The sequence below is a fragment of the Intestinibacillus sp. Marseille-P6563 genome, from assembly GCF_900604335.1.
Taxonomy (GTDB): domain Bacteria; phylum Bacillota; class Clostridia; order Oscillospirales; family Butyricicoccaceae; genus Butyricicoccus_B.
Window position 1 is genome coordinate 268,697 of the sequence record NZ_UWOD01000002.1, and the last position, 21,021, is coordinate 289,717.

Consider the following 21,021-nt stretch of genomic DNA (forward strand, 5'->3'; position numbering starts at 1 on the left):
CCCTTTTCTCAAAATGCCGCTAACTTTTTCACACAGTCTTCCGAGGAAATCTCCGGGTCGAGTTCAAAGCCCCAGACAACATCCAGCCCCAGTTCCTCGCAGACCACCTGCTTGATTTTATCGAAATTGATCTCGCCCGTGCCCGGCTCATGCCGCTCCGGGCAGTCGCCCACATGGATGTAGCCCAGCACATCGCCATATTTGCGCAGATTGGCGACCATGTTGCCTTCCATTTGCTGCATGTGCCAGATGTCATACAAGATTTTCAGGTTGGGCGAACCGACCACCTTGCACAGATTGCCCGTAAAGTTGCTGGTGGTCATGTAATAGCCGGGCTTGGAAATGTTGTTGACCGCTTCGAGCACCAGGGTCACGCCTGCCTCTTCAGCCAGCTTGGCCGCATCCTGTGCGGTCAGAGCGGCGCTGTACAGCTTGACCACTTCGGGCAGGTCACTGCCGTCATGGGTGAACTTGCCGGTATCGTCCATGGCCTGTGAGTGGATGACCAGGTTTTTGCAGTTCAGTTTCTTGGCCACTTCGATCGATTTGGCGATGTAATCGAGGAATTCGGCGCGGTCTTCGGGTACGATCAGCGATGCCTTGAAGTCGGCCGAGAACGTGGTGACGGTCAGGCCATATTTGTCGCACTCGGCCTTGATGCGGTCGATGTCACGGCCCGGCCAGTATCCAAATTCGACATACTGGAACCCGGCTTCGGCGACCTTGGCAAAACGGTCATAAAAATCATATTCCAAAAAAATCTTTTCGATACAGATGGACTTTTTCATCTTTTGACTCCTTTTTTTCGAAAACAGTGGGAATACTTGACGGCTCGTCCGCCTTGCCCTACAATAAAATGACAGGAGGCAGACAAGCATGATCAAGTTGCATTTTGAAAAGCAGGCTTCGACATTCCTGCGGGACAATCAGGATTTTCAAGTGACCGAGATCACCCATGTTTTTGGCAATCCCAACTGGGTGTTTCATTTCCATTCGCATGAAAACCTGTCGGAAATCATCTACATTGCCGATGGACAGGGCACTTACATGCTCAACGGCTCGGTCTTTCATGCGCATGCGGGCGATCTGCTGGTCATCAACCCCAATACCGTGCATGCGGTTTTGTCCGACCCAAACAATGCACTCGATGCCTGGACGCTCACCATGACCGGCATCCAGCTGGACCATCTGCCGCCCGGCTACATCATTTCGCCGCAGACCTATCCGTATTATGCGGCCGGCGCCACCGGGGAGAGCATCCGCCTGCTGCTCGAGCGCATCCTGTCCGCCTATACCCAGGACGCGACGGGCGATTATACCAACGATTTGACCCATATTCTGGGGCTTTCGGTGCTTTTGATGGTGCACCGCATGGTGGAGCACAGCGATTCGGCGCAGAAGCCTACCCAAAAGGAAACGGCACGCCGCCAAATCGCGCTCGATGTGCTGCATTACATCGACAAGAATTACTGCACGACCATCAAAATCGACGACCTGGCCAACCGGTTCCATGTCAGTTCCAGCCATCTGGCCCACCTGTTTACCTCCGAATTCGGCATTTCGCCCATCAATTATCAGATCAGCCGCCGCATGTCGGATGCACAGTGGCAGCTCATCCGCACGACCCATTCGGTCAGCGCGATTGCCCGGGCGGTCGGATATGAAAACCCCTATCACTTTACCAAGCTGTTTACCAAGCACATCGGCCTGCATCCGCAGGAGTTTCGGGAGCAATACACCACCGTAAAACCCGATGAATCCTCCCTTTTCGCCTGATTTTGTGCGGCCCCGGTCTTCCGGGGCCGCTTTTTTTATGTTATTCGGTGTAACCGTAGGCGGCTTTGGCCCGCTCGACGGCATCCAGCAGCGCGTCGGTCAGTTCGTCGCCCACTTCTTCACGGATCATCGGCCAAACTTCCTGTTCTTCGATTTCCGCGATCTGGTTGAAGACCTCGTCGGACAGGTGGATGACTTCCATGCCTGCGTCGATCAGATCCTGTTCGTTGTTGATGTCGTCCGAAACCGCACGCGACTCGGGCAGCAGTTCTTCACAGCTTTCGTCGATCCAGTCCTGATATTCGGCCGGCAGTTCCTGATAGAACCGGTCGTTGGTAATCACCGTAATATCATGGAACAGATGGTTGGTCGCCACCGCATAGGTCTGCACTTCCTGATAATTATTCAGCAGGAAATTGACATACGGGTCCTCCTGCGCCATCAGCAGCCCCTGCTGCAAAGCCAAGAACACTTCGCTGCGGTTCATCGGCGTGGGGTTGGCGCCCAGCGCCTTCCAAAGCGCCAGATGGATGGGGTTTTCCATGGTGCGGATATCCAGGCCCTTGAAGTCTTCCAGCGTTTCCAGCTTGCGGTTGGAGGACGTCTGGCGGTAGCCCATATCCGAAATCATGAGGAGCTTGAGTCCCACTTCGGGATAGAGGGCGTCGTACACTTCGCGGAACTCCGGGTCATCCAGCGTGGCGCGGGCGATGTCGATGTTGGGGAACAGATACGGCATGTCCAACACCTTGGTGCCCACAATGTCGTTGACCTGGGCCGAGTGGTTCTGCACCACAAATTCCACGTCGCCCGAAATGCAGCTTTGAATCAGTTCCTTATCCGAACCCAGCTGGCCGGAGGGATACACATGGGCGGTGATTTTTCCGTCGCTCTTTTCTTCCAGCTTTTCGGCCAGGCTGGAAGCGATGATGCCGGTGACCGAATCGGGCTGCGCATCATACGCGATGCTGACGACCAGTTCCCCCTGTTCGTCGGGCGCGGCGACCGCGTCCAGCGGTTCGCAGCCCGCGTTAATCAGCAGCGTACTGCCGACCAGGGCCAGCGCCAAAATTTTTCGTGGCAATCTCATAGCGTGACTCCCTCCTTATCGCACGAGCAGCAGGGAAACCTGCGGTACAAAGACAATGATCAGCAGCGCAATGAAGAATGCGCCCATAAAGGGGACTGCCTTTTTGGCGATGGCAGTCACCGGGAGTTTGGTCAGGGTGGAAGCAACGTAAAGGTTGTTGCCAATCGGCGGAGTGACAAAGCCAATTGCGAGGTTTACGATCATGATAACGCCGAAATGAACCGGGTCAAAGCCTGCATTGGTGACGATCGGCACCAAAATCGGGGTCAAAATCAGGATGGCCGGGCCGGTATCCATGACCATGCCGACAAACAGCAGGAACAGGTTGATGACCAAAATCAGCGCAATGCCAGATGTAAAGGTGGAACCCATTACACTTGCCAGTTCCTGCGGCGCCTGTGTCAAGGTCAGTACGCGGCTGAATGCCTGTGCCGCGCCCAGGATGAACAGAATCGGCGCATAGGTTTCCACGCCTTCGCGCAGGACGGCATACAGGTCCTTGGGCTGGAGCGTCTTGTAAACGAACAGGCAGATGATGAGCGCATAGACCACCGAGATGACCGCCGCTTCGGTCGGCGTGCAAATGCCGCCGTAGATGGTGCCCAGAATGATGACCGGGCTGAGCAGCGCCCAGAAGCTGTCCAGGAAAACGCGGAGGAAGCCCTTTTCGCGCAGTTCGCCGATATTCTCGTGCAGCTTCTCTTTGTCCTCGCCATGCTTCTTGCAGTAGTACACAGAATAGATCATCAGGCATACGCCGATGAGGATGCCGGGCAGGATACCGGCGATGAACAGTTCACCGACCGAGGCGCCCGAGTTCATCGAATACAGGATAAACGGGATGGACGGCGGGATGATAACGCCCAGGCCGCCCGCGATCGCGACGAGCGCGGCACAGAAGGTCAGGTCATAGCCCAAGCTGACGAGCAGCGGGATGGTCATCGCGCCGACCGCCGCCGTTGTCGCGGGAGCCGAGCCGGAAATGGCGCCATAAAACAGGCAGGTAATGACCACCGCACACGGCAGACCGCCGGTCTTATCGCCAATGAAGTAGGAAAATACGTTAAACAGCTTTTTGGAAATGCCGCCGCGTGCCATGATGATGCCCGACAGCACGAACATCGGAATGGCGATCAGCGTGATAGAGTCCAGGCCGGAAACCATGTTGCGCAAAATGAACATCGGGCTTGCGGCAAAGGTCGGGTCCAAACCATACGGAATCAGGCAGATCATCGCAATGACCACACAAATCGGGACGGCCAGCAACAATAAAACGATCATACCTGCAAAAATTGCACCAATCATCCGTTTGCGCCTCCTTCCTCCGGCTTGGTATTGATGACGATATCGTGATCGTTGCTTCTACCAAAGCCTTTAAACACAATTACCAGTGCCTGCAAGCAGCGGATGACGGTCAAAATAAAACCGAGCACCGGTGCCAAATAGACGTAGACCATCGGCATACCCAGCGCTGCGCTGGTCTGGTGCATGGAGCCCAGCTGCACGATGGCAACCGCCGACATGTACCCGAAAAATACGGTCAGCATGATGTACACAAACGCGATGCAGACGTGGCGCGCCATGCGCGGCAGCGCTGCGACCAGCATGGTCAACCGCATGGCCGATTGGTTTTGGATGGTGAAACTGATGCTGAGGAAGCCCGACCAGACAAACAAATATCGTACCACTTCCTCGGCCCAGGACAACGACGCTCCCATCACGCGGCGCATGAAAATCTGCGCGATCTCAATGATGAGCATCGCAATCAGCATCACGACCAGCAAGACTTCTTCGGCATGCCGGTCCAGCCATTTTACGACTCGCATTCCTTTTCCTCCTTCTTCTTTTGTTCCCTTCTCCCTAGTTAGCGGCGCTTGACTTCGGTCTGCGCAATCTCTTCCAGAATCTTGGTGACTGCCCAGTTGTCCTCATCCGGGTAACGGACAAAGCCAGCCTGTACCATTTCACGGGCAATGGCAACGGTCGGCATCGCGCAGCCAACTTCCCGCGCCAAATCCATGGTGATGTTGAGGTCCTTGCTCATGACCGCCAGCGAAGAACCGGTGTTCTTGAACTTGCGGTCCATGATCAGCGGCACACAAATATCAAACAGCTTGCTGCCTGCAACCGACGTGCTGATTACATTTTGCAGCACCTGCGGGTCCACGCCTGCCTTGCAGCCCATGACCATCAGTTCGAAAATCGCCGTGTACTGCGCGCCGACCAGTGCCTGCATGCAGGCCTTGACCACCTGGCCCTGGCCGGGCTCTTCGCCGACATGGTTCGGGTTGGTCGCGATCGCTGCCATAACATCGGCACAATCATCATAAACTGCTTTCTTACCCGATGCCATCAGCGTCAACGTACCGTTCTGTGCGCCCGGCAGACCGCCCGATACCGCGCAGTCGATCATTTCAATGCCCTTTTCAGCCAGGCCCTTGCCGAGCTTCTGGGCATACCCCAGACCGATGGTGGAGGTCAGGAAAAAGACCGAACCGGGCGCCATGGTGTTCACCAGACCGTCTTCACCGAATGCAACGTCCAGCGCCTGCTGGCCGTTGAGGACCATCACAAAAACCACGTCGCTGCCCTTGCCAACTTCGGCCGGCGAATGGCAAGCCGTGCCGCCTGCCTGTGCAAACTCGTCCAGCTTGGGCGCAAAAATATCATAGCCCTTGGTCGGGAAGCCTTTTTTAATGAGATTCTTGGCCATGCCCATGCCCATATTGCCCAGTCCGATGATGCCTACGTTTTTCATATGTAAGACTCCTTTTAACAAAATATCTGTGAGGAAAAGAACCGCGGGGCGGGGTGTGTGCCCCGCGGCAGTTTAGAAGGATAGAATGTTGGCTTATTCAAACCGCTTTTTCAGCTCCGGGATGTCCAGATAATACCCGTCTACAAAATCACCGCCGTCCGGCCGATAGATATTTTCCAAAGAAATGTATCCCTCATAGCCGTCGCGCTCGAGCGCTTCGCGGATGTCGTCCAAGTAAGGCGCCATCATACCGTGGCCGATGTTTTTGATATCCACCCAGCCTTCGATGATCGAGCAGTTGAGGTCTTTGATATGGACATGGCCCAAACAATCCCGAATTTCATTGTACGCGTTCGGATACGGAATGTCACCATAATACAGGGCATTGGCCGGGTCCCACAAGATCTTGATCTTGTCGCATCCCAGTTCCTCGATGAACTTCCGGCACTGATACCCGGAAACGATCATGGCATTGAAGCCGTTTTCCACCGTGATCGTCATATCCTCTGCCTCGGCCAACGCGGCAATGGGACGATACAGTTCGATGAACTTGGGCCAAGCCTTGTTGCCGCCGGCGTTCCACTGGTCGGAACCGTGTGCGCCATGCAAGACAATCGCCTTGGTGAACGGCATGGCACGTACCTGCGGTGCGCCGACAATTTTGGCAACCCGAATGCCGTTTTTTAGCAGATTCATATGCTTTTCATAGATGGCATCGCCGATTTCCAGGCTCATGACATCGACACCTGCAAAAGCGTGGGTGGTCACCGAAACCGGCGTGATTCCATATTGGTCGTTCAGTGCCTTGATCTGTTGTGCTTCCTGCTCGCTGAGCAGTTCTACACGCTTTCCATAAACTTCTTGCAGTTCGTCATACTGAACCCCGGTTTCCTGCATGATCTTACAGCAGGTTTCATAGTCCTGGCTGATGCCGTTTGTAATGACGCTGACTTTCATAACTTCCTCCTTGTAAATAATTCTGTTTGTTTAAAATGTGTGCATCATGATTTTGATGTACCGCATTCGATAAAACAATAGATTTTCAAATTCTGTGCACTTTGTAGAACTTTTTCTTCTTTACGACTTGTATTATAGGAGGATTTCCGCAAAATTTCTAGCTATAATTCATGTATGTTCATAAATTATCCTGCTCTGTATTTCTGGTTTTTCAGTGAAAATAGCTTTTTTCTGCTGCCTGTTCAAACTTTTCTGCACACAAAATAAATTATCCTGCAAAAACAAACCGTGCTTTGGCAAAGAAAAAAACACCGAGCAATGTCATCGCCCGATGTCTTTTTTCCTATCGCGCAGCAGTCGGATCCGTCAAGTTATTTGTCTATTTTTTGATTCTGTGCATATAGATTGCTGAGGTGATCTTTTTGGATGCAAACCAACTCGCGGCAACGATTACTGCACTGGCTATCACCATTTCCGATACCCATACCCCAGAAGAAATTGCCTTGCTGGCATCGGTCTTTGTGCAATTGGGCGATACGCTTGCCACCTTGGCAACCAAACGCGCAGCCGATGCGGCGCACCGAACGCAAACAGGCGAATGAATTTGGAAGTCTGTTTTTGTGGATAAGGTAGAATAAGTTTTGCAAATTGAAAAGTGAATAAAAAGAGACATGGTTTGCAGAACTCTGATAGAATGAAGTCGTGACACACCATTCTGAAAGGAGACAGCAAACCATGGCTGAAAAGATTGTACAGCTAAACGAAGAGGTTATCAAGGGGTAGATCAAGGAACTTGTGTGCGGAAGCGTAGAGGAAACACCCAATAGGCTGTTGGAATCCGAGACTCAAAACCGACCCAGGTGGCCCGGTACGAGCACAATTTTCGCGTAGGCTGCTAAGCGTCGGGGCTTTTTGCTGTGTTTCTCCCTTGTTTTCCGGGCGGCCAAGCTGACTCAGGGCGATGACGGTCACGCCATGGGTCTGCGCCAGCTGGTGCAGTTCGATGGACATGCGGCTGACCGCTTCGGTGCGGTTGGCGTTGCTGCCGGTTTCGCGCAGCAGCTGCAAATAATCGATGACGATGACCTGATACCGCTTGGCGAGCGTGATGGCCTGGATATCGGACGCCGACATGCCGCTGGCCCGGATGATGTCCAGCTTGCGCGCGCCCAGTTCGCGCTGCCGGTCGGTCAGGCGTATGTAATCGCGTTCGGAGATCTTGCGCGCTTTGATATCCCCAAAATCGATCAGACAGGTCTGGGCGACCAACCGGTCGTATAGCTGACCTTCGCTGGTTTCCAGACTGAAAAACCCGACCGACCGGTCGTGCGCGTCCACGTCCTTGCCGGAAAAGAACACCCGCTGCGCGGCTTCAAACACGTGGCGGTATTCGGGGGTGATGAAATCCTCGGCCTGCACGCGGGAGAAAATCTCCCCGCACAAGCTGGAGTCGATCAGCAGGCACCCCAGCACCGCCGCCTGGGACGAAATCTGCCGGGGCAGCGTACGTACATCATCCATTGACCCAATCCTCCTCGATCAGTGTTGTCTTGCTTTGGGGCGGAAAATCCTTCTTGAGCCAGTTGAGCAGCGTCGCATAATGGCTCTCATACCGCTTGCGCTTGGACGCCATATAGGCCGACAGGTTTTCGATCTCCTGCGCGACCTGGGCTTCGGTCCAGCGGGCATGTAATTTGTCGTATTCGGCGTGGGTCAGGTACACGTTGCCAAATTCGCCATAAGCGGTTTTTTCTTCGGTTTCCGCGCGCGTCTCTCTCTGTCTTTTATTTGGTCTTTTATTTGTTCCTTTTATACATTCACCCGTTTGGTGAAATCCATTGCACCAATCGGTTAAATCCATTTCACCATTTGCGTAAATGGATTTCACCGTTTCGGTCACCGTATACCACAGCGTCCGATCAGTCGGATTGTTACTTAACTGCCGGGTGAGAATAAGGCCATGCTCCCGGCATTTCTGGACGATGCGCTGGATTTGCCGCGCCGTCCAGAAGGGGAACAGCTTGGCCAGCGCCTGCGCCGAATCGTGCGTCCAATACTGGCCGTCTGCAAAGTTGCGTTCATTGGCGGCATTGTGCATGACCCAGTGATAAATGCGGTGGACAAACACCGCTTCTTCCAGGCTGTACCGTTCGGCCACCGTCACATCAAACTGATATTGCATGGTTTCACCCTCCTGCGCCGCGGATGCAGGCGCAAAAGCCGACCGCCTGCAAGGCGGCCTGCTCCACCAGCGTCCGTCCATCCAGCACAAACGCATCGGCCTGTCCGGCGGTGCCAAGCAGCATCATAAAGCATACGACCGCCCCCAGGGCATAAAATTTCTGTTTCATAAACGTCCTTTCCTGTGTACAATTTGGACACGCCGCGACCAGCCGGGGAACTTTCCCCAGCCTGTGCAAAATAGTGTTGACATTCTGCAAAATTGCGTTAGAATAGACGTAGACGAGTCAAAAGTCTAACGTCTTTCCCCGGATCGTATTCCCGTACGATCGGGGGATTTTTTTGTTTGCAGCAGATGTTGTTTGAGTACCATTTCAATGGCTTGCGACACATAGCCCAGCTGGCTGAGCCGCTGTGCAATGGCGATATAATCGTCGATCTCGCCATCGTCGATCACCCGGTCGAGTGAGATCTGAAACAGCCGCCGGGCATCCTGTGAGAGCTGTTGCGGATTTTCGATTGCACCGAGCAGCAAGGCTGCCTGTTGCAGTTCGATGGCCTCGGTCGGCAGGTTGCGCTCGCAGCCCAAGGGGCATTGATGCACGCAATACCAGTTATTCAGCCATGGCGCTGCATAGGTTTGTGCCATACGTGCGACAATATCCGGGGGCGGCGTTTGTTCGCCGGATTCGTACTTCTGCACGCTGCGCGGCGATACATGGAGCTGTTCGGCTGCGGCTTCCTGTGTCAGACCCGCACCGATGCGGGCAGATTGGTAGACATTTTATGTTTCCCGTTTCGTGGTCAAGATCTCCTTTTGGATGTACCATAGCGTTAGGTCACAGCCGGAATCCGGCGCTTTGTGTGTACCATAGATAAAACGGCACCGTCGGGATGCAAAAGGCACGGTTGCCCAGGAGGTCCTTCTGCCAGCCAAATCCAAACGGCAACTGCCCTTTCTCAGCGGCACTGCGCAGCCCATCCGGATGGACATGCAGAAATTCAGCCGCAGCCGTCAGCGGGATTTTTAACGGGTACTGATCGCATAAGGCACTGAGTGCATCCAGATTCTCCGCCACACAAGGCGGAATCGTGATTACAAGCATTTTTTGTTCTCCTTTCCGTCGTCGAATAATTCATCAATGGTGCAGCCGAGGGTTTTCGCAATTTTAAAGGCCAAAGAGCAAGATGGATCGCTGTTGCCGGTTTCAATTTTACTGATTCCCTGCTGCGAAACACCACATGCAGCTGCAAGCTGAGCCTGCGTCAATTTACGTTTTTCACGCAGCAATGCAATTTTGCAAATCAAATCGTTCCCTCATAACTACCTTTGGTTGTGTAACTAATGATAATACTCTTTTTGGTTGTTGTTAATCCTTTTTTTGTTTACACATACAACCATTAGTGGTATCATTATTGCAAAGAGGTGAGCATTTTGTTTGAAGAAAGGCTAAAAACGCTACGTTATGAGCATCAAATGTCGCAAAAAGTGCTCGCTGAAAAATTATTTGTCAGTCAACAAGCCGTTGCTAAATGGGAAAATCCTTCGTCAAAGGCTTCTCCAAATCCGGACACCCTGATGCGAATAGCAGATTTGTTTGATGTTTCCGTGGACTATCTTCTTGGAAAAACAGACCAAAAAAATTCGCCTGCCCCCGATCGGGCAAGCGAAGAAGAACTGCAAAAATTGCGGGAGCTTGTTAAGGAGCTTTCTCCGCAGCAGCAGGAAGAACTGTATCGGTATGGCAAATACCTTGCATCTCAGCGGCGCGAAGAATAAGCGCTTCGACCAGCGCTTTGGGAGCCCCCAAGCTCTCGACTAATTCCAATAACGCTTTCTCGTAATTCATATGCACCGCCCCTTATTTATCGAACATTCGTTCTGTATTGTATCTAAAATAATAGGGCGGTTTTTCCATTTTGTCAAGTCAAACAATTCAAGCGATCAGAAAATTTTCGTGTTCAATTTGGACACCCGACCATAGGGGGATTTTATGAAAAAGAGCTTTCTCTTGGGAATTGGCCTGTCGTTATGTTTTACCCTAGCGGCATGCGGTGAACAACCAAGCAACACACCGGCATCTTCTTCCAGTGCAGCTTCCAGCTCCATTTCCTCTTCAAGTAGCGCGGATTCATCCCAACCCGCTGCAACCCCATCCAGCCTTTCGACCTTTGGTTCATCCCATGAAGCTTTTCTGGAAGCCATCAAACCGTCCATTCAAAATCAGTACCCCACGCTATTTTCTGAGGAACCTTCTGTTCAGGAACATGATGCAAGTGAAGTGACCCCAGCTGCGATGTCATATTCGTATCCTGTTGGAAATTCTGGTGCGCTTGTTCTATTTGATGAGAAAGACTCCCAAGAGCTTTATGAGGTGTTTTTATCCTTCCAAGTTGACAAGGAAGACGAAACAAGCATTCAGCAGATTGGATTTATCCAGGGCATTCTGTTTGCTGCGTTGGAACCCAATGAAGCCATGCGTCAACAAATCGATCAACAATTAAACACTTCCAACATTTCGGAAGATGCTGTGACACTTGCTTCGGGCACGGTTGCAGATTGGACGTATCTTGTAGATGGGACATCCATTTCATTGATGGTCACAGCAAAATAATCATCATTCTCTTGAAACACAAAAGCGCCCCGCTCTCTCATGCCACTTCGAGAACAGGGCGCAAGGAAGAAATCCGGTATCTCCTTCCAAATAATATTATACAGTATTGGCGAACTTTGTCAATCGTGAGGGGGATATCCATATGGGCTTTCGTTTTCGAAAAAGTTTCAAAATCGCACCCGGTATCAAGCTAAACGTCGGCAAAAAAGGAATCGGGATTTCCGCTGGCACAAAGGGCGCACGGGTTTCCGTCAATAGCTCGGGCCGCGTAACAAAATCCCTCAGTATCCCCGGCACTGGCGTCAGCTATGTCAAAAGCAGTAAAATTGGCGGTAAGAAAGCTGCTTCCAAAGCATCGAAACCGTCACTTCCCAAAGCTGAAAACACGCCGCCCAAGCCTCAGAATCCATCCAATGGCCCACAGCCGCCCAAAACATACCGCGGCTTGCGTATCTTGGGCATTATTCTTGTTGTGTGCGGCCTGATCCTGACTTGTACCTCGATTGTGCAAGGTTTGGTTTCCACCGCGATCGGCTGCGCCATTTTGCATTATCGGGCTTCTAAACTGAACACAGATACTCGCCCGTTTTATCGCAAACGCTGGCAGATTGTTGTTGCAGTCATGTATGTGCTTCTAGCTGTCGTAGGGCTAACCACACCGGACTCCACCACACCAGTCGCTATCACACAGATCAAGCTTTCATCTCCGGACGCCATCGACCTTGCTGTTCCCGACCCTATGCAGATTGAATACACCTATTCCCCCAAAGATGCTTCGGCTGGGGAGATTGAATTCAATTCATCCGATCTTTCGGTCCTCACGGTTGAGGCGATGCGAGTGGAAGATGGAAAAATTGTTTGTCAGGTCACACCGCTGGCCGCCGGACAGGCCACATTAACTTGCAAATCGGGAGATGTTTCTGCGCCGGATGTGAAACTCACAATCACCGATCCTGTGGCGGAACAGGAGGCAGAAGCTGCCCGTCAAGCGGCAGAACAGGCCGAACAAGAACGCATTGCAGCTGAAAAAACCGAGCAGGAACGCATTGCAGCCGAACAGGCCGAGCAAGAACGTCTTGCAGCTGAAAAAGCCGAACAGGAACGCATTGCGGCCGAACAAGCGGCCCAAGCCGAACAGCAGTCTGGCGGTCAAACCGTCTACATCACGCCATCGGGTGAACGCTATCATCTGGACCCCGATTGCGGCGGCAAGAATTCCTACCCGGTTGATATCAGCGAGGTCGGCGGCCGCACCCCCTGCAAGAAATGTGCAGGCGGATAATTTTATAGATTCTTCTTTTTTGACTCTAGGTTATATATTTCATCTGTCGCCCTCCCAAAAGTCGAACATGTGTTTGTGTGTCTAATAATACATCGACTTTTGGCAAGAGGGAAATCTATTTGTTTCGGTGTTCAATTTGGACACAAAAACGCCCCGCTCTCTCATGCCACTTCGAGAACAGGGCGCAAGGAAGAAATTGGAGAACCTCTTCCAAAAATATTATACAGGATAGGCGAACTTTGTCAATCCAAAGGAGGATATTAACATGGGATTCATGGACAAATTGGTGCAAGGCGCATTGGGGAATATGAATGAGCTTTCTCCAGAGGAACTGCAAAAGGAATATGGTGCCTATTTGATGGATGGCGAAAACATTCAGGTGGGATTCCGCTTGGTACGAGATGTCGTTTTGTTCACCGACAAGCGTATCATCGACTTTGACAAGCAGGGTGCTACTGGTCAGAAAATGCGTGTCGATTCGATCAATCTGAGCAGCATCATCCATGTTTCGGCCGAAACCTCTGGCTTTGGTCTGGATGATAGCGAAATCAATGTTCACTATATTTCTTCGCCCTATTACAGAGCCAGCGGCGGTGTTACCGTAGAAGAAAAGAAATTCGAGTTTCCGAAGCAGTATAATATCCAATCGCTTTATAAGCAGCTGCAGGAAGTCGCTTACCGCAATCACGAAGCTTTAAACAAATAAATCCGAGCTTCTACTGCTGATTTAATTGGAGGTGTTGCCATGCCGCTGCCAAGTTCAAAGCAAACCTATACCTATGCCGACTATGCTGCATGGGACACCGACGAACGCTATGAACTGTTTGCCGGTACGCCGGTCATGCAGGCGCGGCCATCGGTTCTGCATCAGTCGGTGCAGGCCGCGATCCTGTTCCAGCTCATGCAGTTCCTAGCCGATAAGCCTTGCCGGGCGCTTACCGAGATCGAAGTGCTGCTCCCGGACACCGCGCAGCAGGAGGCAGAGGATGTGACCAACGTCTTTGTCCCCGATCTTGTCGTGATCTGTGACCCGGAACAGCTCACCGATCAGCATTGTCTGGGCGCGCCGGATGTGATCTTCGAGATTCTCTCCCCTTCCACCGCCCGCGCCGACCGCTTTGTCAAACTCAATGCGTACCAGCGCGCCGGGGTGCGGGAATACTGGCTGGTCAGCCCGCTGGAACAGACCGTCCAGGTCTTTTCCCTGACCGATGGCTTGTTTACGCCATCCGATATTTTCACGCCCGGTCAGCCGATTGTTTCCGGCGTCCTGCCCGGCTTTGTTCTTTCCACAACCAATCTGTTTGCACAATAAAACATCCCGCCCAATCCCTGGGCGGGAAAAATTTCACACATGTAACCGAACATTTGTTTTATTTTAAGGAGGAATCCCGATGCCACGTCCAAGAAAACAACCACCAAACCGCAAAGATGGACTGTATGAAGTTAAGATCACACTGGGCAGGCGTCTGGATGGCAGTCTGGTCCGTAAATCGTTCTATTCATCCATCAGCAAAGACGATGCCCGCAAACAAGCCGAACGCTATCGCATCAAACAGGCCGTTGCCGAGCAGACCGGCATTGCCTTCATCGATCGCACCGCCAAATTCAGCGATTGGGCCGAAACCTGGCTGACAACATACAAGCTCGGCAAGGTCAAGGGCAACACCTATTACAGCACCTATCTGGGCACGGTGCGCAATCATCTCATTCCCTACTTTGCCGCTGCGCCGCTCGATCAGATTCGTCCGCTGGACATTCAGACCTTTTTCAATGAAAAGGGCAAAACCTGCTCGTATGAATCCATGAAGAAAATGCGCTCTTGCCTGCATGGCATTTTTCAGACCGCTGTGGAAAACCATCTCTGTCCGACGAATCCGGTGACCGACAGCCTGGAACTGGTCAGCAAGGTTCCTCCCCCGCAGAAAAAGACTTATACCCAAGAACAATATAACCTCGTGGAACAAGCGGCCCTGGAAGCCGGTGCGCTGGATGTGCTGGTTCTTCTGCGCACGGGCATCAGCCGTTCGGAGCTGCTCGGCCTGAAATGGGAGGACCTGGACGCCGAAACCAACACGCTGCATATCACACAAGGCCTGGTCCAATACAAAGACCTGGAAACCGAACAATGGACGCTGATATCGGATGGTCTGAAAAATACATTCCGGCGGCGGCCCATCCCGATTGACGTGCAGCTTTCGGCGCTGCTGCAAGCAAAGCCGCGTGTGGTTCCGGTCGGCGGCAATCAGAAAAAAGGCATCCCCCCGACCATGATCGAAACCGAATACATCTTTCATTCTTCCACCGGCGGCATGCTCAGCCCGACCAATTGGTACAAACGCAATTACAAGACCTTCATGGCATCGGTGATCGCTCAGCATCCGGAAATCCCCTTTTTGACGCCGCATGAACTGCGCCACACCCGTGCGACACTTTGGAAAGATGCCGGGGTCGATCTGTTTTCCATCGCCAAACTGATGGGGCATGCCGATCTGGATATGCTGGCAAAACGGTATGCCCACAACAATGTGGAAACCCTGCGCAAGGCGCTGCAAATCGACCGTCCGTCCCGCGCGGACAAAGTAATCCGATACCAGTGTCGTAATGGTGTCGTAGTAAAATTGAAACGCGCGAAAAAGTAAGAAAAACCCGCTGATTCTTTCAAATCAGCGGGTTTCGGTGGTGGACACTGGGGGGCTCGAACCCTCGACCTTCCGCACGTCAAGCGGATGCTCTTCCAGCTGAGCTAAGTGTCCGTATAAAGCGGACAAGCCGCTTTATTCTTCTTCGTCAGATTGCAGATCGGAAAGGTCAAATTCCAACTCTTCCCCACACGCGGTGCAGGTCATGGAACCTTCCTTCAGCATATCGTCGTCAAGATAAATGACTTCGCCGCAAGTCGGACAAATCACCTGATAGAGGTCCTCTTCGGGCTCCAAGTCATCTTCTTCTTCCTCGAGGAAATCCTCGGTGATTGCCGAGAGTTCCTCGTAAATGTCGTCGAGCTCGTCCTGCAAGGCATCATTCTGCTCCTGCAAGTCGGTTACGCAACGCGCCATGTCTTCCATGGTTTCCAACATTCCGCGCAGAAGTTTCCCCTCTTTTTTGCCGGGGTCCATTTCCAAGCCTTCGTACAGGCCGCGCAGATATGCAACACGTTCTGTAATATTCATCTTCCAGCCTCCTTTTGGGGTAGGCGAATGACGATCTTAGCCCTTGCTGCGTTCGAGATATTCGCCCGTGCGGGTATCGATCTTGATCTTATCACCCTGCTCGATAAACAGCGGAACCTGTACCGTAGCGCCGGTTTCTACAACCGCCGGCTTGAGGGTATTGGTTGCGGTGTTGCCCTTGAAGCCCGGATCGGTCTCGGTGATCTCGAGTTCCACAAAGAGCGGGGGTTCTACGGCAAAGACATTGCCCTTGTAGGACAGTACCTTTACGTTCATGTTTTCGGTTACGAAACGGAAGTCATCGCCCAGCGTGGACTTGTTGATGGGCAGCTGCTCGTAGGTTTCGGTGTCCATGAAATAGTAGAGGTCGCCGTCGGAATACAGGTACTGCATCTCCTTGCGCTCTACGTAAGCCGGCTCATACTTGTCCGTGGGGTTGAAGCTACGCTCGGTGACCGCACCAGTGATAACATTCTTCATTTTTACGCGAACGAATGCCGCGCCCTTGCCCGGCTTGACATGCTGGAACTCTACCACCTGCAAGACCTGGCCGTCCATTTCAAAAGTTACGCCGTTTCTGAATTCACCAGCGGAAATCATAAATCTTAATCCTCCAAAAGCACTGTGAACAAGTGCGACTTAATTTCTAATGCCTTTATATTCTACCCTATTTCCTGTGTTTTTGCAAGTCTTTTTTTCATAGAAATCATTTTTTCTTTTTCTATGCTTTCGGAAAGCCGATTTCTGCATAAACAAACGGGCCGGAAACGAAATTCGTTCCGGCCCGCAGGGGGTTGGGTTAACGGCAGCAGCAGTCGTCGTTGCCCGAATAGGTATTGCTGTTATTGCCGCAGCAGCACCAGATCAGAATGATGGCAAACAGGATGATGATCCACCAGCAGTTACCCTCGCCCAGAGCGTTGTAAGAAGAACACATAATCTAAATCCTCCTAATCAGTGATTTCATTACTATACTATGGTCGGAGGACGCAATTGGTGCGAGGTTTCTGAGAAAAATTTACGGGACCTGTCCGGTGACGGCGTCGAGCTGGCTCTGGGTGAACACCCCTTGGGCGATCAAACGGTCACACAGGCGGGTATTGCTGTCTTTGCACAGCAAAAACAGGGTCTGATACGAGGTATACACAATGTCGTCGCGGTAAAGGGTGCCGCGCGAGGTGATTTGCTGCTGATGGGTCTGGGTGAGGATGCCTTTGGTCACCGCGGTATCGGCCGCCGTTTTCCAGGCAAAGTCCCCCTGGGAATCGTTATAGCCGAGCGCACGCAATAAGAAGGTCATATAGTCATTGAGCGACAGGCTGCGCTGCGAACCGTATTCGGTGGCGCTCATGCCGCTGGTGTATCCTTTGGAATACGCATAAGCGACATAGCGGTCGGCCCACGCCGGGACATCCTGGAACGGATGGCTTCCCGTATACGCCGCCGCCTGCTTTTCTTCGCCCAGCAAACGCAGCAGCATGACCAGACCTTCGGCGCGGGTGGAAGCGCGTTCGAGTTCATAGCCGGCATTGCTGCCCGAAAACAGCCCCAGGTCGCTCAGCGCATCGGCATAAATGGTATATTGAGCGGTATAGCCGCTGCTCGTGCCGGCTGAGGTGGTGTACTCCCCTGCCAGACGCACGCTCGCGGGCGAGGTGATGCTCACCGACGCGCCGCTTTCCGAAACCAGATACAATTGATTGCGCGTCAGCACCGAACCGGCCGGTGCGGTTTGTCCGGTCGTCAGATTGATGAGTTCCCCGGTTTTGACACTAGCCGAACCGCTGACCAGACACAGTTCCGCCCCCAAAGAGGCCTGCACGGTCGAGCCGGTGGACAGCGAGGTGGTCGTCATCCGTCCGGCCAGCAGGGCTGCGACCTGCTCGGCCAGCGCATTTTCGATTTCCTCGTCGGTATATTGGCCCTCTGCCGAGGAAAGCAGCTGCTGGGCTGTGGACTGGGCTGCATCCAGTTCGCTTTGGGAAATTTCGGCCGCCTTGGCGGTGATGGCGCTGCGGTAGGTGCCTTCGGCATAGGTTTTGCTGACCAGAGGGTCGGAAGCCGAACCGGCCTGTGACAGGGCCAATGCGACCGAACCACACACCAGCAAAGCGGCGGCGGTTGCCGTCAGCGTGCCAGGGAGCCGTCCATATAACTTACTCATAACATCGAAATCCTTTCGGAAAAATTCCGCAGTATGACAGTACGATGACCCTGTCATTTAAAATATAGTATACCCTTGACCATCGTTTCGGTCAAGGCAGCCGTTTGGTTTCTCAGATATTCCCATCCGGCGCCGCCAGGACACCGTCTCCCTGCACGGCGGTCACGATCACATCGCGGTATTCATTTTTCCGGCATCCGGCAAAGGCCGTGCGCACCGGGAAGGAATACGGCCCATGGCCGCACCACAGCCCTTCCTTATCCACATGCTCCCAGAGCACCGGCAGCCGCTGCCCCACAAAGCTTTCCAGATACGCCTGCTGGGTGCGCTGCGCGACTTCCTTGGCCCGCGTGGCACGCGCCTGCTTGTCCGCCGCCGAAAGCTGGCCTTCCATGGCCGCCGCCGGGGTGCCCGGCCGCGGCGAATACGGAAACACATGCACATCGGCAAAGGCACAGCGCTCCAAAAAGGCAAGGGTCTCGGCAAACTCGGCTTCGGTCTCCCCCGGGAAACCGACGATCACGTCCGCGGTAATGGCGCAGTGTGGAAAACTCGCGCGCAGGGCCTGCACATTTTGCGCAAACTGCGCGGTCGTATACCGCCGCTTCATACGCGCGAGCACGGTGTCGCAGCCGCTTTGCAGCGACAGATGAAAATGCGGCATCAGATTGGGATAGGCCGCCAGCGCGCAAAAGCGCGCATCGGCCGTACGCGGCTCGAGCGACCCCAAGCGAATGCGGGTCTCGGGCACGGCCTGGCACACCTGTTCAATTAAAGAAACCAAATCGCCCTCGGGCAGGTCGCGGCCATAGGAGGAAATCTCGATGCCGGTCAGCACGATCTCATGCACCCCGGCAGCCGCCAAGTCCTTGGCCTGCTGCACGGCCTCGTGCGCCGGCAGCGAGCGCACATGCCCGCGCGCGTACGGGATAATACAATAGGTACAATAGTTGTCGCAGCCGTCCTGTATCTTTAAAAGGGCGCGCGTGCGGCCGCGCGGCACGCCGGGCGGCAGCGGCTCGAATGCCGCCGTACGTTCCCGGAAATGCGCCGGGTCGGCGTGGGCCAATCCCTTTTGATATTGTTCGCACAAATCGAGCACCGCCGCCCGGTCGCTCGTGCCGCACACCAGGTCGACCTGTCCGGTCGCATACAGCTTGTCCGGCTCCATTTGGGCCATGCAGCCGCACACGGCCAAAACAGCTTTCGGATTTTCCCGGCGCAGCTTGTGGATGGCGCGGATGTTCTTGTGGTCGCTCGACGCGGTCACCGTGCAGGAGTTGACAATGCAGACGTCGGCCCCTTCGGTGACGATCGTATGTCCGCGCGCTTCGGCCAGCTGGGCCAGCGCTTCCGACTCGAACCGGTTGACTTTACAGCCCAGTGCAAAAAAGCGGAATTTCATGAATGGTCCTCATTTCCCTTGAGATTTTTTCATTATAGCATAGAACCTTCGGAAAAGCATCCATTCCTGCATTTGCCCTCAAATTTGCATCATCGCCGTGAATTTTTTAAGACAATGTGAAGGTTGTGTGAAGCCGCCTGATTTGGCATTACCAGGGGAAATGTGCAACTTTTTTTGCTTTTTTACGCAAAAATGGCGGATGAAATTTCCTTCGGATGAAAATTTCATCGTATTTTGATTTGACATTTCCAACGGCCTGTGGTATTATGTAACCGTAATGTAATCAAATCTTGTAACTGTTTTGTAACTTTAGAAATCATTCTGTAACTAGAAGAAGGAGAATCGCATGTCTGCAAACGCAAAGAAAGACAAGGTCTTGCAGTACAAGGGCCACCCCCTGATCCGCAAAGACAATGTCCTGTATTACGGCAGCATGGCTGATAGTCACATTATCATGATGCAGATTCTGGACACCAAGAAGGAAAACGGTCTGGACCTGGCATCCCGTGTATCGGTTCAACTGCAACAAACTTCGCCCAATCTCCGCGCTCGGGAACGCATCGTCAAGAGCACAGAGAAGAACAGCCTGTGGGGCGCGATGGATATCGCTTCGATTTGGCTGCGGCGCGCATTGACAACCAAGTAAATCAACCGACAGTTTCAGTAGGAGGTCTTTCCCATGCATTTGTCCAAGCAATGGATCAAATTCGCGGTGACCGGCGCCATGGCCGCAACCCTTTCGTTTACCGCTGCATCTGCTCTGTATGCAGGTGAAGTTACCGCAAGCAGCCTGAATGTTCGTTCCGCTCCGGGCGGCGCGGCCATCGGCACCCTGGCACGCGGCACCAAGGTCGCTGTCATCAGCAACAGCACCGAATGGTACGAAATCGCTGTAAACGGCCAGACGGCTTACGTCAGCGGCGCGTATATCAACTGGATTCCGGATTGCGAGTTTGATCTGGGCACCGGCGTTGTCAAGTGCTCGACGACCGTAAACTTCCGCAGCCTGCCCAACACCAGCAGCCAGATCCTCGGCTCCCTGACCAATGGCCAGAAGGTCAACGTCATCGGCATCGCACAGGGCTGGTACAAGGCCGAAGTCAACGGCAAGACCGGTTTCATCTGCGCAGATTATCTGGACATCAAGGGCGGCACCGCTGCTGATAAGTCGACGGTTACCGGTTCCACCACCGTGACCACGACGGAAGAAACCAGCGCGGTTCGTCAGGAAATCATCGATTACGCAGCACAGTTCCTCGGCACCCCGTATGTATACGGCGGCAGCACACCGGATGGTTTCGACTGCTCGGGCTTCACTTCTTACGTGTATAAGAACACGGTTTGCCCGATCGCTCGTACCTCTTCCGATCAGCGTGCAACCACCAAGAACATCACTATGGACGAGCTGCTCCCCGGCGATCTGGTCTTCTTCGGTTCGGGTAACACGGTCAGCCACGTTGGTATCTACGTTGGCAATGGCCAGTTCATCCACTCCCCGCACACCGGCTCGGTTGTCAAGTATGACACCCTGTCGAGCGGCAGCTACTACAACCGCTTCATCTGCGGCGGCCGTGTGCTGAACGACTAATCTACATAGCATCCTATGCAAAACGCTCAGGT

Annotated in this window: 27 protein-coding genes and 1 tRNA gene; 10 read left to right on the top strand and 18 right to left on the bottom strand. The window is 53.3% G+C overall.

The genetic code is table 11. The features are described 5' to 3' along the window. Positions 1 to 8 precede the first annotated feature (8 nt). On the bottom strand, positions 9 to 788 hold the full coding sequence (locus tag EFB11_RS09450; protein WP_164706702.1) for a TIM barrel protein: 780 nt from the start codon (positions 786 to 788) through the stop codon (positions 9 to 11). A gap of 88 nt (positions 789 to 876) precedes the next feature. Between EFB11_RS09450 and EFB11_RS09455 the strand changes: the two genes are divergently transcribed. After that, on the top strand, positions 877 to 1,776 hold the full coding sequence (locus EFB11_RS09455; RefSeq protein WP_122789999.1) for a helix-turn-helix domain-containing protein: 900 nt from the start codon (positions 877 to 879) through the stop codon (positions 1,774 to 1,776). Positions 1,777 to 1,816: 40 nt separating this feature from the next. Here EFB11_RS09455 and EFB11_RS09460 read toward each other — a convergent pair whose 3' ends face one another. The 5 genes from EFB11_RS09460 to EFB11_RS09480 all read right to left on the bottom strand — a co-directional run bounded on the left by EFB11_RS09460 (position 1,817) and on the right by EFB11_RS09480 (position 6,581). Continuing rightward, complete coding sequence (locus tag EFB11_RS09460; protein ID WP_122790000.1) at positions 1,817 to 2,866, bottom strand: TRAP transporter substrate-binding protein; 1,050 nt, start codon at positions 2,864 to 2,866, stop codon at positions 1,817 to 1,819. Positions 2,867 to 2,881: 15 nt separating this feature from the next. After that, positions 2,882 to 4,171: a TRAP transporter large permease gene (locus tag EFB11_RS09465; protein WP_122790001.1), complete on the bottom strand. Its 1,290-nt coding sequence runs from the start codon at positions 4,169 to 4,171 to the stop codon at positions 2,882 to 2,884. After that, entirely contained in the window at positions 4,168 to 4,692 is a 525-nt protein-coding gene (locus EFB11_RS09470; protein WP_122790002.1) for a TRAP transporter small permease, read from the bottom strand. Before EFB11_RS09470 ends, EFB11_RS09465 begins: the two co-directional genes overlap by 4 nt. Before the next feature lie 38 nt (positions 4,693 to 4,730). Beyond that, entirely contained in the window at positions 4,731 to 5,624 is an 894-nt protein-coding gene (locus EFB11_RS09475; RefSeq protein ID WP_122790003.1) for an NAD(P)-dependent oxidoreductase, read from the bottom strand. Positions 5,625 to 5,717: 93 nt separating this feature from the next. Further along, positions 5,718 to 6,581: a sugar phosphate isomerase/epimerase family protein gene (locus tag EFB11_RS09480; RefSeq protein ID WP_122790004.1), complete on the bottom strand. Its 864-nt coding sequence runs from the start codon at positions 6,579 to 6,581 to the stop codon at positions 5,718 to 5,720. Between the two features lie 422 nt (positions 6,582 to 7,003). Here EFB11_RS09480 and EFB11_RS09485 point away from each other — a divergent pair, with 422 nt between their 5' ends. Then, positions 7,004 to 7,183, top strand: a complete 180-nt coding sequence (locus tag EFB11_RS09485) for a DUF6774 domain-containing protein (RefSeq protein ID WP_122790005.1) — start codon at positions 7,004 to 7,006, stop codon at positions 7,181 to 7,183. 154 nt (positions 7,184 to 7,337) lie between these two features. Here EFB11_RS09485 and EFB11_RS09490 read toward each other — a convergent pair whose 3' ends face one another. The 6 genes from EFB11_RS09490 to EFB11_RS09510 all read right to left on the bottom strand — a co-directional run bounded on the left by EFB11_RS09490 (position 7,338) and on the right by EFB11_RS09510 (position 10,071). Then, complete coding sequence (locus EFB11_RS09490) at positions 7,338 to 8,102, bottom strand: DnaB-like helicase C-terminal domain-containing protein (protein ID WP_122790006.1); 765 nt, start codon at positions 8,100 to 8,102, stop codon at positions 7,338 to 7,340. After that, on the bottom strand, positions 8,095 to 8,763 hold the full coding sequence (locus EFB11_RS09495; protein ID WP_122790007.1) for a hypothetical protein: 669 nt from the start codon (positions 8,761 to 8,763) through the stop codon (positions 8,095 to 8,097). Before EFB11_RS09495 ends, EFB11_RS09490 begins: the two co-directional genes overlap by 8 nt. Before the next feature lie 4 nt (positions 8,764 to 8,767). Next, positions 8,768 to 8,932, bottom strand: a complete 165-nt coding sequence (locus EFB11_RS16855) for a hypothetical protein (RefSeq protein ID WP_164706703.1) — start codon at positions 8,930 to 8,932, stop codon at positions 8,768 to 8,770. Between the two features lie 125 nt (positions 8,933 to 9,057). Then, positions 9,058 to 9,525 carry a helix-turn-helix domain-containing protein gene (locus EFB11_RS09500; protein WP_122790008.1) on the bottom strand — a complete coding sequence of 156 codons (468 nt, stop codon included), beginning with the start codon at positions 9,523 to 9,525 and terminating at the stop codon, positions 9,058 to 9,060. A 76-nt stretch (positions 9,526 to 9,601) separates the two neighbouring features. Continuing rightward, on the bottom strand, positions 9,602 to 9,868 hold the full coding sequence (locus EFB11_RS09505) for a hypothetical protein (RefSeq protein ID WP_122790009.1): 267 nt from the start codon (positions 9,866 to 9,868) through the stop codon (positions 9,602 to 9,604). Further along, positions 9,859 to 10,071: a helix-turn-helix transcriptional regulator gene (locus EFB11_RS09510; RefSeq protein WP_122790010.1), complete on the bottom strand. Its 213-nt coding sequence runs from the start codon at positions 10,069 to 10,071 to the stop codon at positions 9,859 to 9,861. Before EFB11_RS09510 ends, EFB11_RS09505 begins: the two co-directional genes overlap by 10 nt. Positions 10,072 to 10,197: 126 nt before the next feature. On the opposite strand from EFB11_RS09510, the gene EFB11_RS09515 reads away from it, so the two are divergent. From EFB11_RS09515 to EFB11_RS09545, 6 genes are all read left to right on the top strand, one after another. Beyond that, positions 10,198 to 10,542 carry a helix-turn-helix domain-containing protein gene (locus tag EFB11_RS09515; RefSeq protein ID WP_243115203.1) on the top strand — a complete coding sequence of 115 codons (345 nt, stop codon included), beginning with the start codon at positions 10,198 to 10,200 and terminating at the stop codon, positions 10,540 to 10,542. 214 nt (positions 10,543 to 10,756) lie between these two features. Continuing rightward, positions 10,757 to 11,377, top strand: a complete 621-nt coding sequence (locus tag EFB11_RS16860) for a hypothetical protein (protein ID WP_164706704.1) — start codon at positions 10,757 to 10,759, stop codon at positions 11,375 to 11,377. A gap of 142 nt (positions 11,378 to 11,519) precedes the next feature. Further along, complete coding sequence (locus tag EFB11_RS17170) at positions 11,520 to 12,659, top strand: DUF4236 domain-containing protein (protein WP_243115204.1); 1,140 nt, start codon at positions 11,520 to 11,522, stop codon at positions 12,657 to 12,659. A 265-nt stretch (positions 12,660 to 12,924) separates the two neighbouring features. Further along, complete coding sequence (locus EFB11_RS09535) at positions 12,925 to 13,365, top strand: PH domain-containing protein (RefSeq protein WP_122790013.1); 441 nt, start codon at positions 12,925 to 12,927, stop codon at positions 13,363 to 13,365. 39 nt (positions 13,366 to 13,404) lie between these two features. After that, entirely contained in the window at positions 13,405 to 13,974 is a 570-nt protein-coding gene (locus EFB11_RS09540) for a Uma2 family endonuclease (RefSeq protein ID WP_122790014.1), read from the top strand. 79 nt (positions 13,975 to 14,053) lie between these two features. Then, positions 14,054 to 15,301 (top strand): tyrosine-type recombinase/integrase, encoded by a 1,248-nt coding sequence (locus EFB11_RS09545; RefSeq protein WP_122790015.1) that lies wholly within the window; start codon positions 14,054 to 14,056, stop codon positions 15,299 to 15,301. A 38-nt stretch (positions 15,302 to 15,339) separates the two neighbouring features. On the opposite strand, the gene EFB11_RS09550 is transcribed toward EFB11_RS09545, so the two are convergent. The 6 genes from EFB11_RS09550 to mtaB form a co-directional block, all read right to left on the bottom strand. After that, a tRNA-Val gene (locus EFB11_RS09550) sits at positions 15,340 to 15,415 on the bottom strand. 21 nt (positions 15,416 to 15,436) lie between these two features. Continuing rightward, positions 15,437 to 15,832, bottom strand: coding sequence for a CD1247 N-terminal domain-containing protein (locus EFB11_RS09555; RefSeq protein WP_122790016.1), 396 nt, complete (start codon positions 15,830 to 15,832; stop codon positions 15,437 to 15,439). A 36-nt stretch (positions 15,833 to 15,868) separates the two neighbouring features. Further along, the gene (gene efp / locus EFB11_RS09560) at positions 15,869 to 16,432 is read right to left on the bottom strand and encodes an elongation factor P (RefSeq protein WP_122790017.1); all 564 of its coding nucleotides are present in this window, start codon (positions 16,430 to 16,432) and stop codon (positions 15,869 to 15,871) included. Between the two features lie 199 nt (positions 16,433 to 16,631). Beyond that, positions 16,632 to 16,769, bottom strand: a complete 138-nt coding sequence (locus EFB11_RS16865) for a hypothetical protein (protein WP_164706705.1) — start codon at positions 16,767 to 16,769, stop codon at positions 16,632 to 16,634. Positions 16,770 to 16,850: 81 nt separating this feature from the next. Next, positions 16,851 to 17,996, bottom strand: coding sequence for a hypothetical protein (locus EFB11_RS09565; RefSeq protein ID WP_122790018.1), 1,146 nt, complete (start codon positions 17,994 to 17,996; stop codon positions 16,851 to 16,853). A gap of 112 nt (positions 17,997 to 18,108) precedes the next feature. After that, positions 18,109 to 19,401 carry a tRNA (N(6)-L-threonylcarbamoyladenosine(37)-C(2))-methylthiotransferase MtaB gene (mtaB, locus tag EFB11_RS09570; RefSeq protein ID WP_122790019.1) on the bottom strand — a complete coding sequence of 431 codons (1,293 nt, stop codon included), beginning with the start codon at positions 19,399 to 19,401 and terminating at the stop codon, positions 18,109 to 18,111. A gap of 346 nt (positions 19,402 to 19,747) precedes the next feature. On the opposite strand from mtaB, the gene EFB11_RS09575 reads away from it, so the two are divergent. Both EFB11_RS09575 and EFB11_RS09580 read left to right on the top strand, forming a co-directional pair. Then, a complete protein-coding gene (locus EFB11_RS09575) occupies positions 19,748 to 20,047 on the top strand; it encodes a hypothetical protein (RefSeq protein WP_122790020.1) in 300 nt (99 codons plus the stop codon). Positions 20,048 to 20,080: 33 nt separating this feature from the next. Continuing rightward, positions 20,081 to 20,989, top strand: coding sequence for a C40 family peptidase (locus EFB11_RS09580; protein WP_122790021.1), 909 nt, complete (start codon positions 20,081 to 20,083; stop codon positions 20,987 to 20,989). The last annotated feature ends 32 nt before the right edge of the window (positions 20,990 to 21,021 follow it).

Bases quoted from the DNA above. Each gene is read 5' to 3' on its own strand.
- EFB11_RS09450 (WP_164706702.1), bottom strand. From the start codon at position 788: ATGAAAAAGTCCATCTGTATCGAAAAGATTTTTTTGGAATATGATTTT.
- EFB11_RS09455 (WP_122789999.1), top strand. From the start codon at position 877: ATGATCAAGTTGCATTTTGAAAAGCAGGCTTCGACATTCCTGCGGGAC.
- EFB11_RS09460 (WP_122790000.1), bottom strand. From the start codon at position 2,866: ATGAGATTGCCACGAAAAATTTTGGCGCTGGCCCTGGTCGGCAGTACG.
- EFB11_RS09465 (WP_122790001.1), bottom strand. From the start codon at position 4,171: ATGATTGGTGCAATTTTTGCAGGTATGATCGTTTTATTGTTGCTGGCC.
- EFB11_RS09470 (WP_122790002.1), bottom strand. From the start codon at position 4,692: ATGCGAGTCGTAAAATGGCTGGACCGGCATGCCGAAGAAGTCTTGCTG.
- EFB11_RS09475 (WP_122790003.1), bottom strand. From the start codon at position 5,624: ATGAAAAACGTAGGCATCATCGGACTGGGCAATATGGGCATGGGCATG.
- EFB11_RS09480 (WP_122790004.1), bottom strand. From the start codon at position 6,581: ATGAAAGTCAGCGTCATTACAAACGGCATCAGCCAGGACTATGAAACC.
- EFB11_RS09490 (WP_122790006.1), bottom strand. From the start codon at position 8,102: ATGGATGATGTACGTACGCTGCCCCGGCAGATTTCGTCCCAGGCGGCG.
- EFB11_RS09495 (WP_122790007.1), bottom strand. From the start codon at position 8,763: ATGCAATATCAGTTTGATGTGACGGTGGCCGAACGGTACAGCCTGGAA.
- EFB11_RS16855 (WP_164706703.1), bottom strand. From the start codon at position 8,932: ATGAAACAGAAATTTTATGCCCTGGGGGCGGTCGTATGCTTTATGATG.
- EFB11_RS09505 (WP_122790009.1), bottom strand. From the start codon at position 9,868: ATGCTTGTAATCACGATTCCGCCTTGTGTGGCGGAGAATCTGGATGCA.
- EFB11_RS16860 (WP_164706704.1), top strand. From the start codon at position 10,757: ATGAAAAAGAGCTTTCTCTTGGGAATTGGCCTGTCGTTATGTTTTACC.
- EFB11_RS17170 (WP_243115204.1), top strand. From the start codon at position 11,520: ATGGGCTTTCGTTTTCGAAAAAGTTTCAAAATCGCACCCGGTATCAAG.
- EFB11_RS09535 (WP_122790013.1), top strand. From the start codon at position 12,925: ATGGGATTCATGGACAAATTGGTGCAAGGCGCATTGGGGAATATGAAT.
- EFB11_RS09540 (WP_122790014.1), top strand. From the start codon at position 13,405: ATGCCGCTGCCAAGTTCAAAGCAAACCTATACCTATGCCGACTATGCT.
- EFB11_RS09545 (WP_122790015.1), top strand. From the start codon at position 14,054: ATGCCACGTCCAAGAAAACAACCACCAAACCGCAAAGATGGACTGTAT.
- EFB11_RS09555 (WP_122790016.1), bottom strand. From the start codon at position 15,832: ATGAATATTACAGAACGTGTTGCATATCTGCGCGGCCTGTACGAAGGC.
- efp (WP_122790017.1), bottom strand. From the start codon at position 16,432: ATGATTTCCGCTGGTGAATTCAGAAACGGCGTAACTTTTGAAATGGAC.
- EFB11_RS16865 (WP_164706705.1), bottom strand. From the start codon at position 16,769: ATGTGTTCTTCTTACAACGCTCTGGGCGAGGGTAACTGCTGGTGGATC.
- EFB11_RS09565 (WP_122790018.1), bottom strand. From the start codon at position 17,996: ATGAGTAAGTTATATGGACGGCTCCCTGGCACGCTGACGGCAACCGCC.
- mtaB (WP_122790019.1), bottom strand. From the start codon at position 19,401: ATGAAATTCCGCTTTTTTGCACTGGGCTGTAAAGTCAACCGGTTCGAG.
- EFB11_RS09575 (WP_122790020.1), top strand. From the start codon at position 19,748: ATGTCTGCAAACGCAAAGAAAGACAAGGTCTTGCAGTACAAGGGCCAC.
- EFB11_RS09580 (WP_122790021.1), top strand. From the start codon at position 20,081: ATGCATTTGTCCAAGCAATGGATCAAATTCGCGGTGACCGGCGCCATG.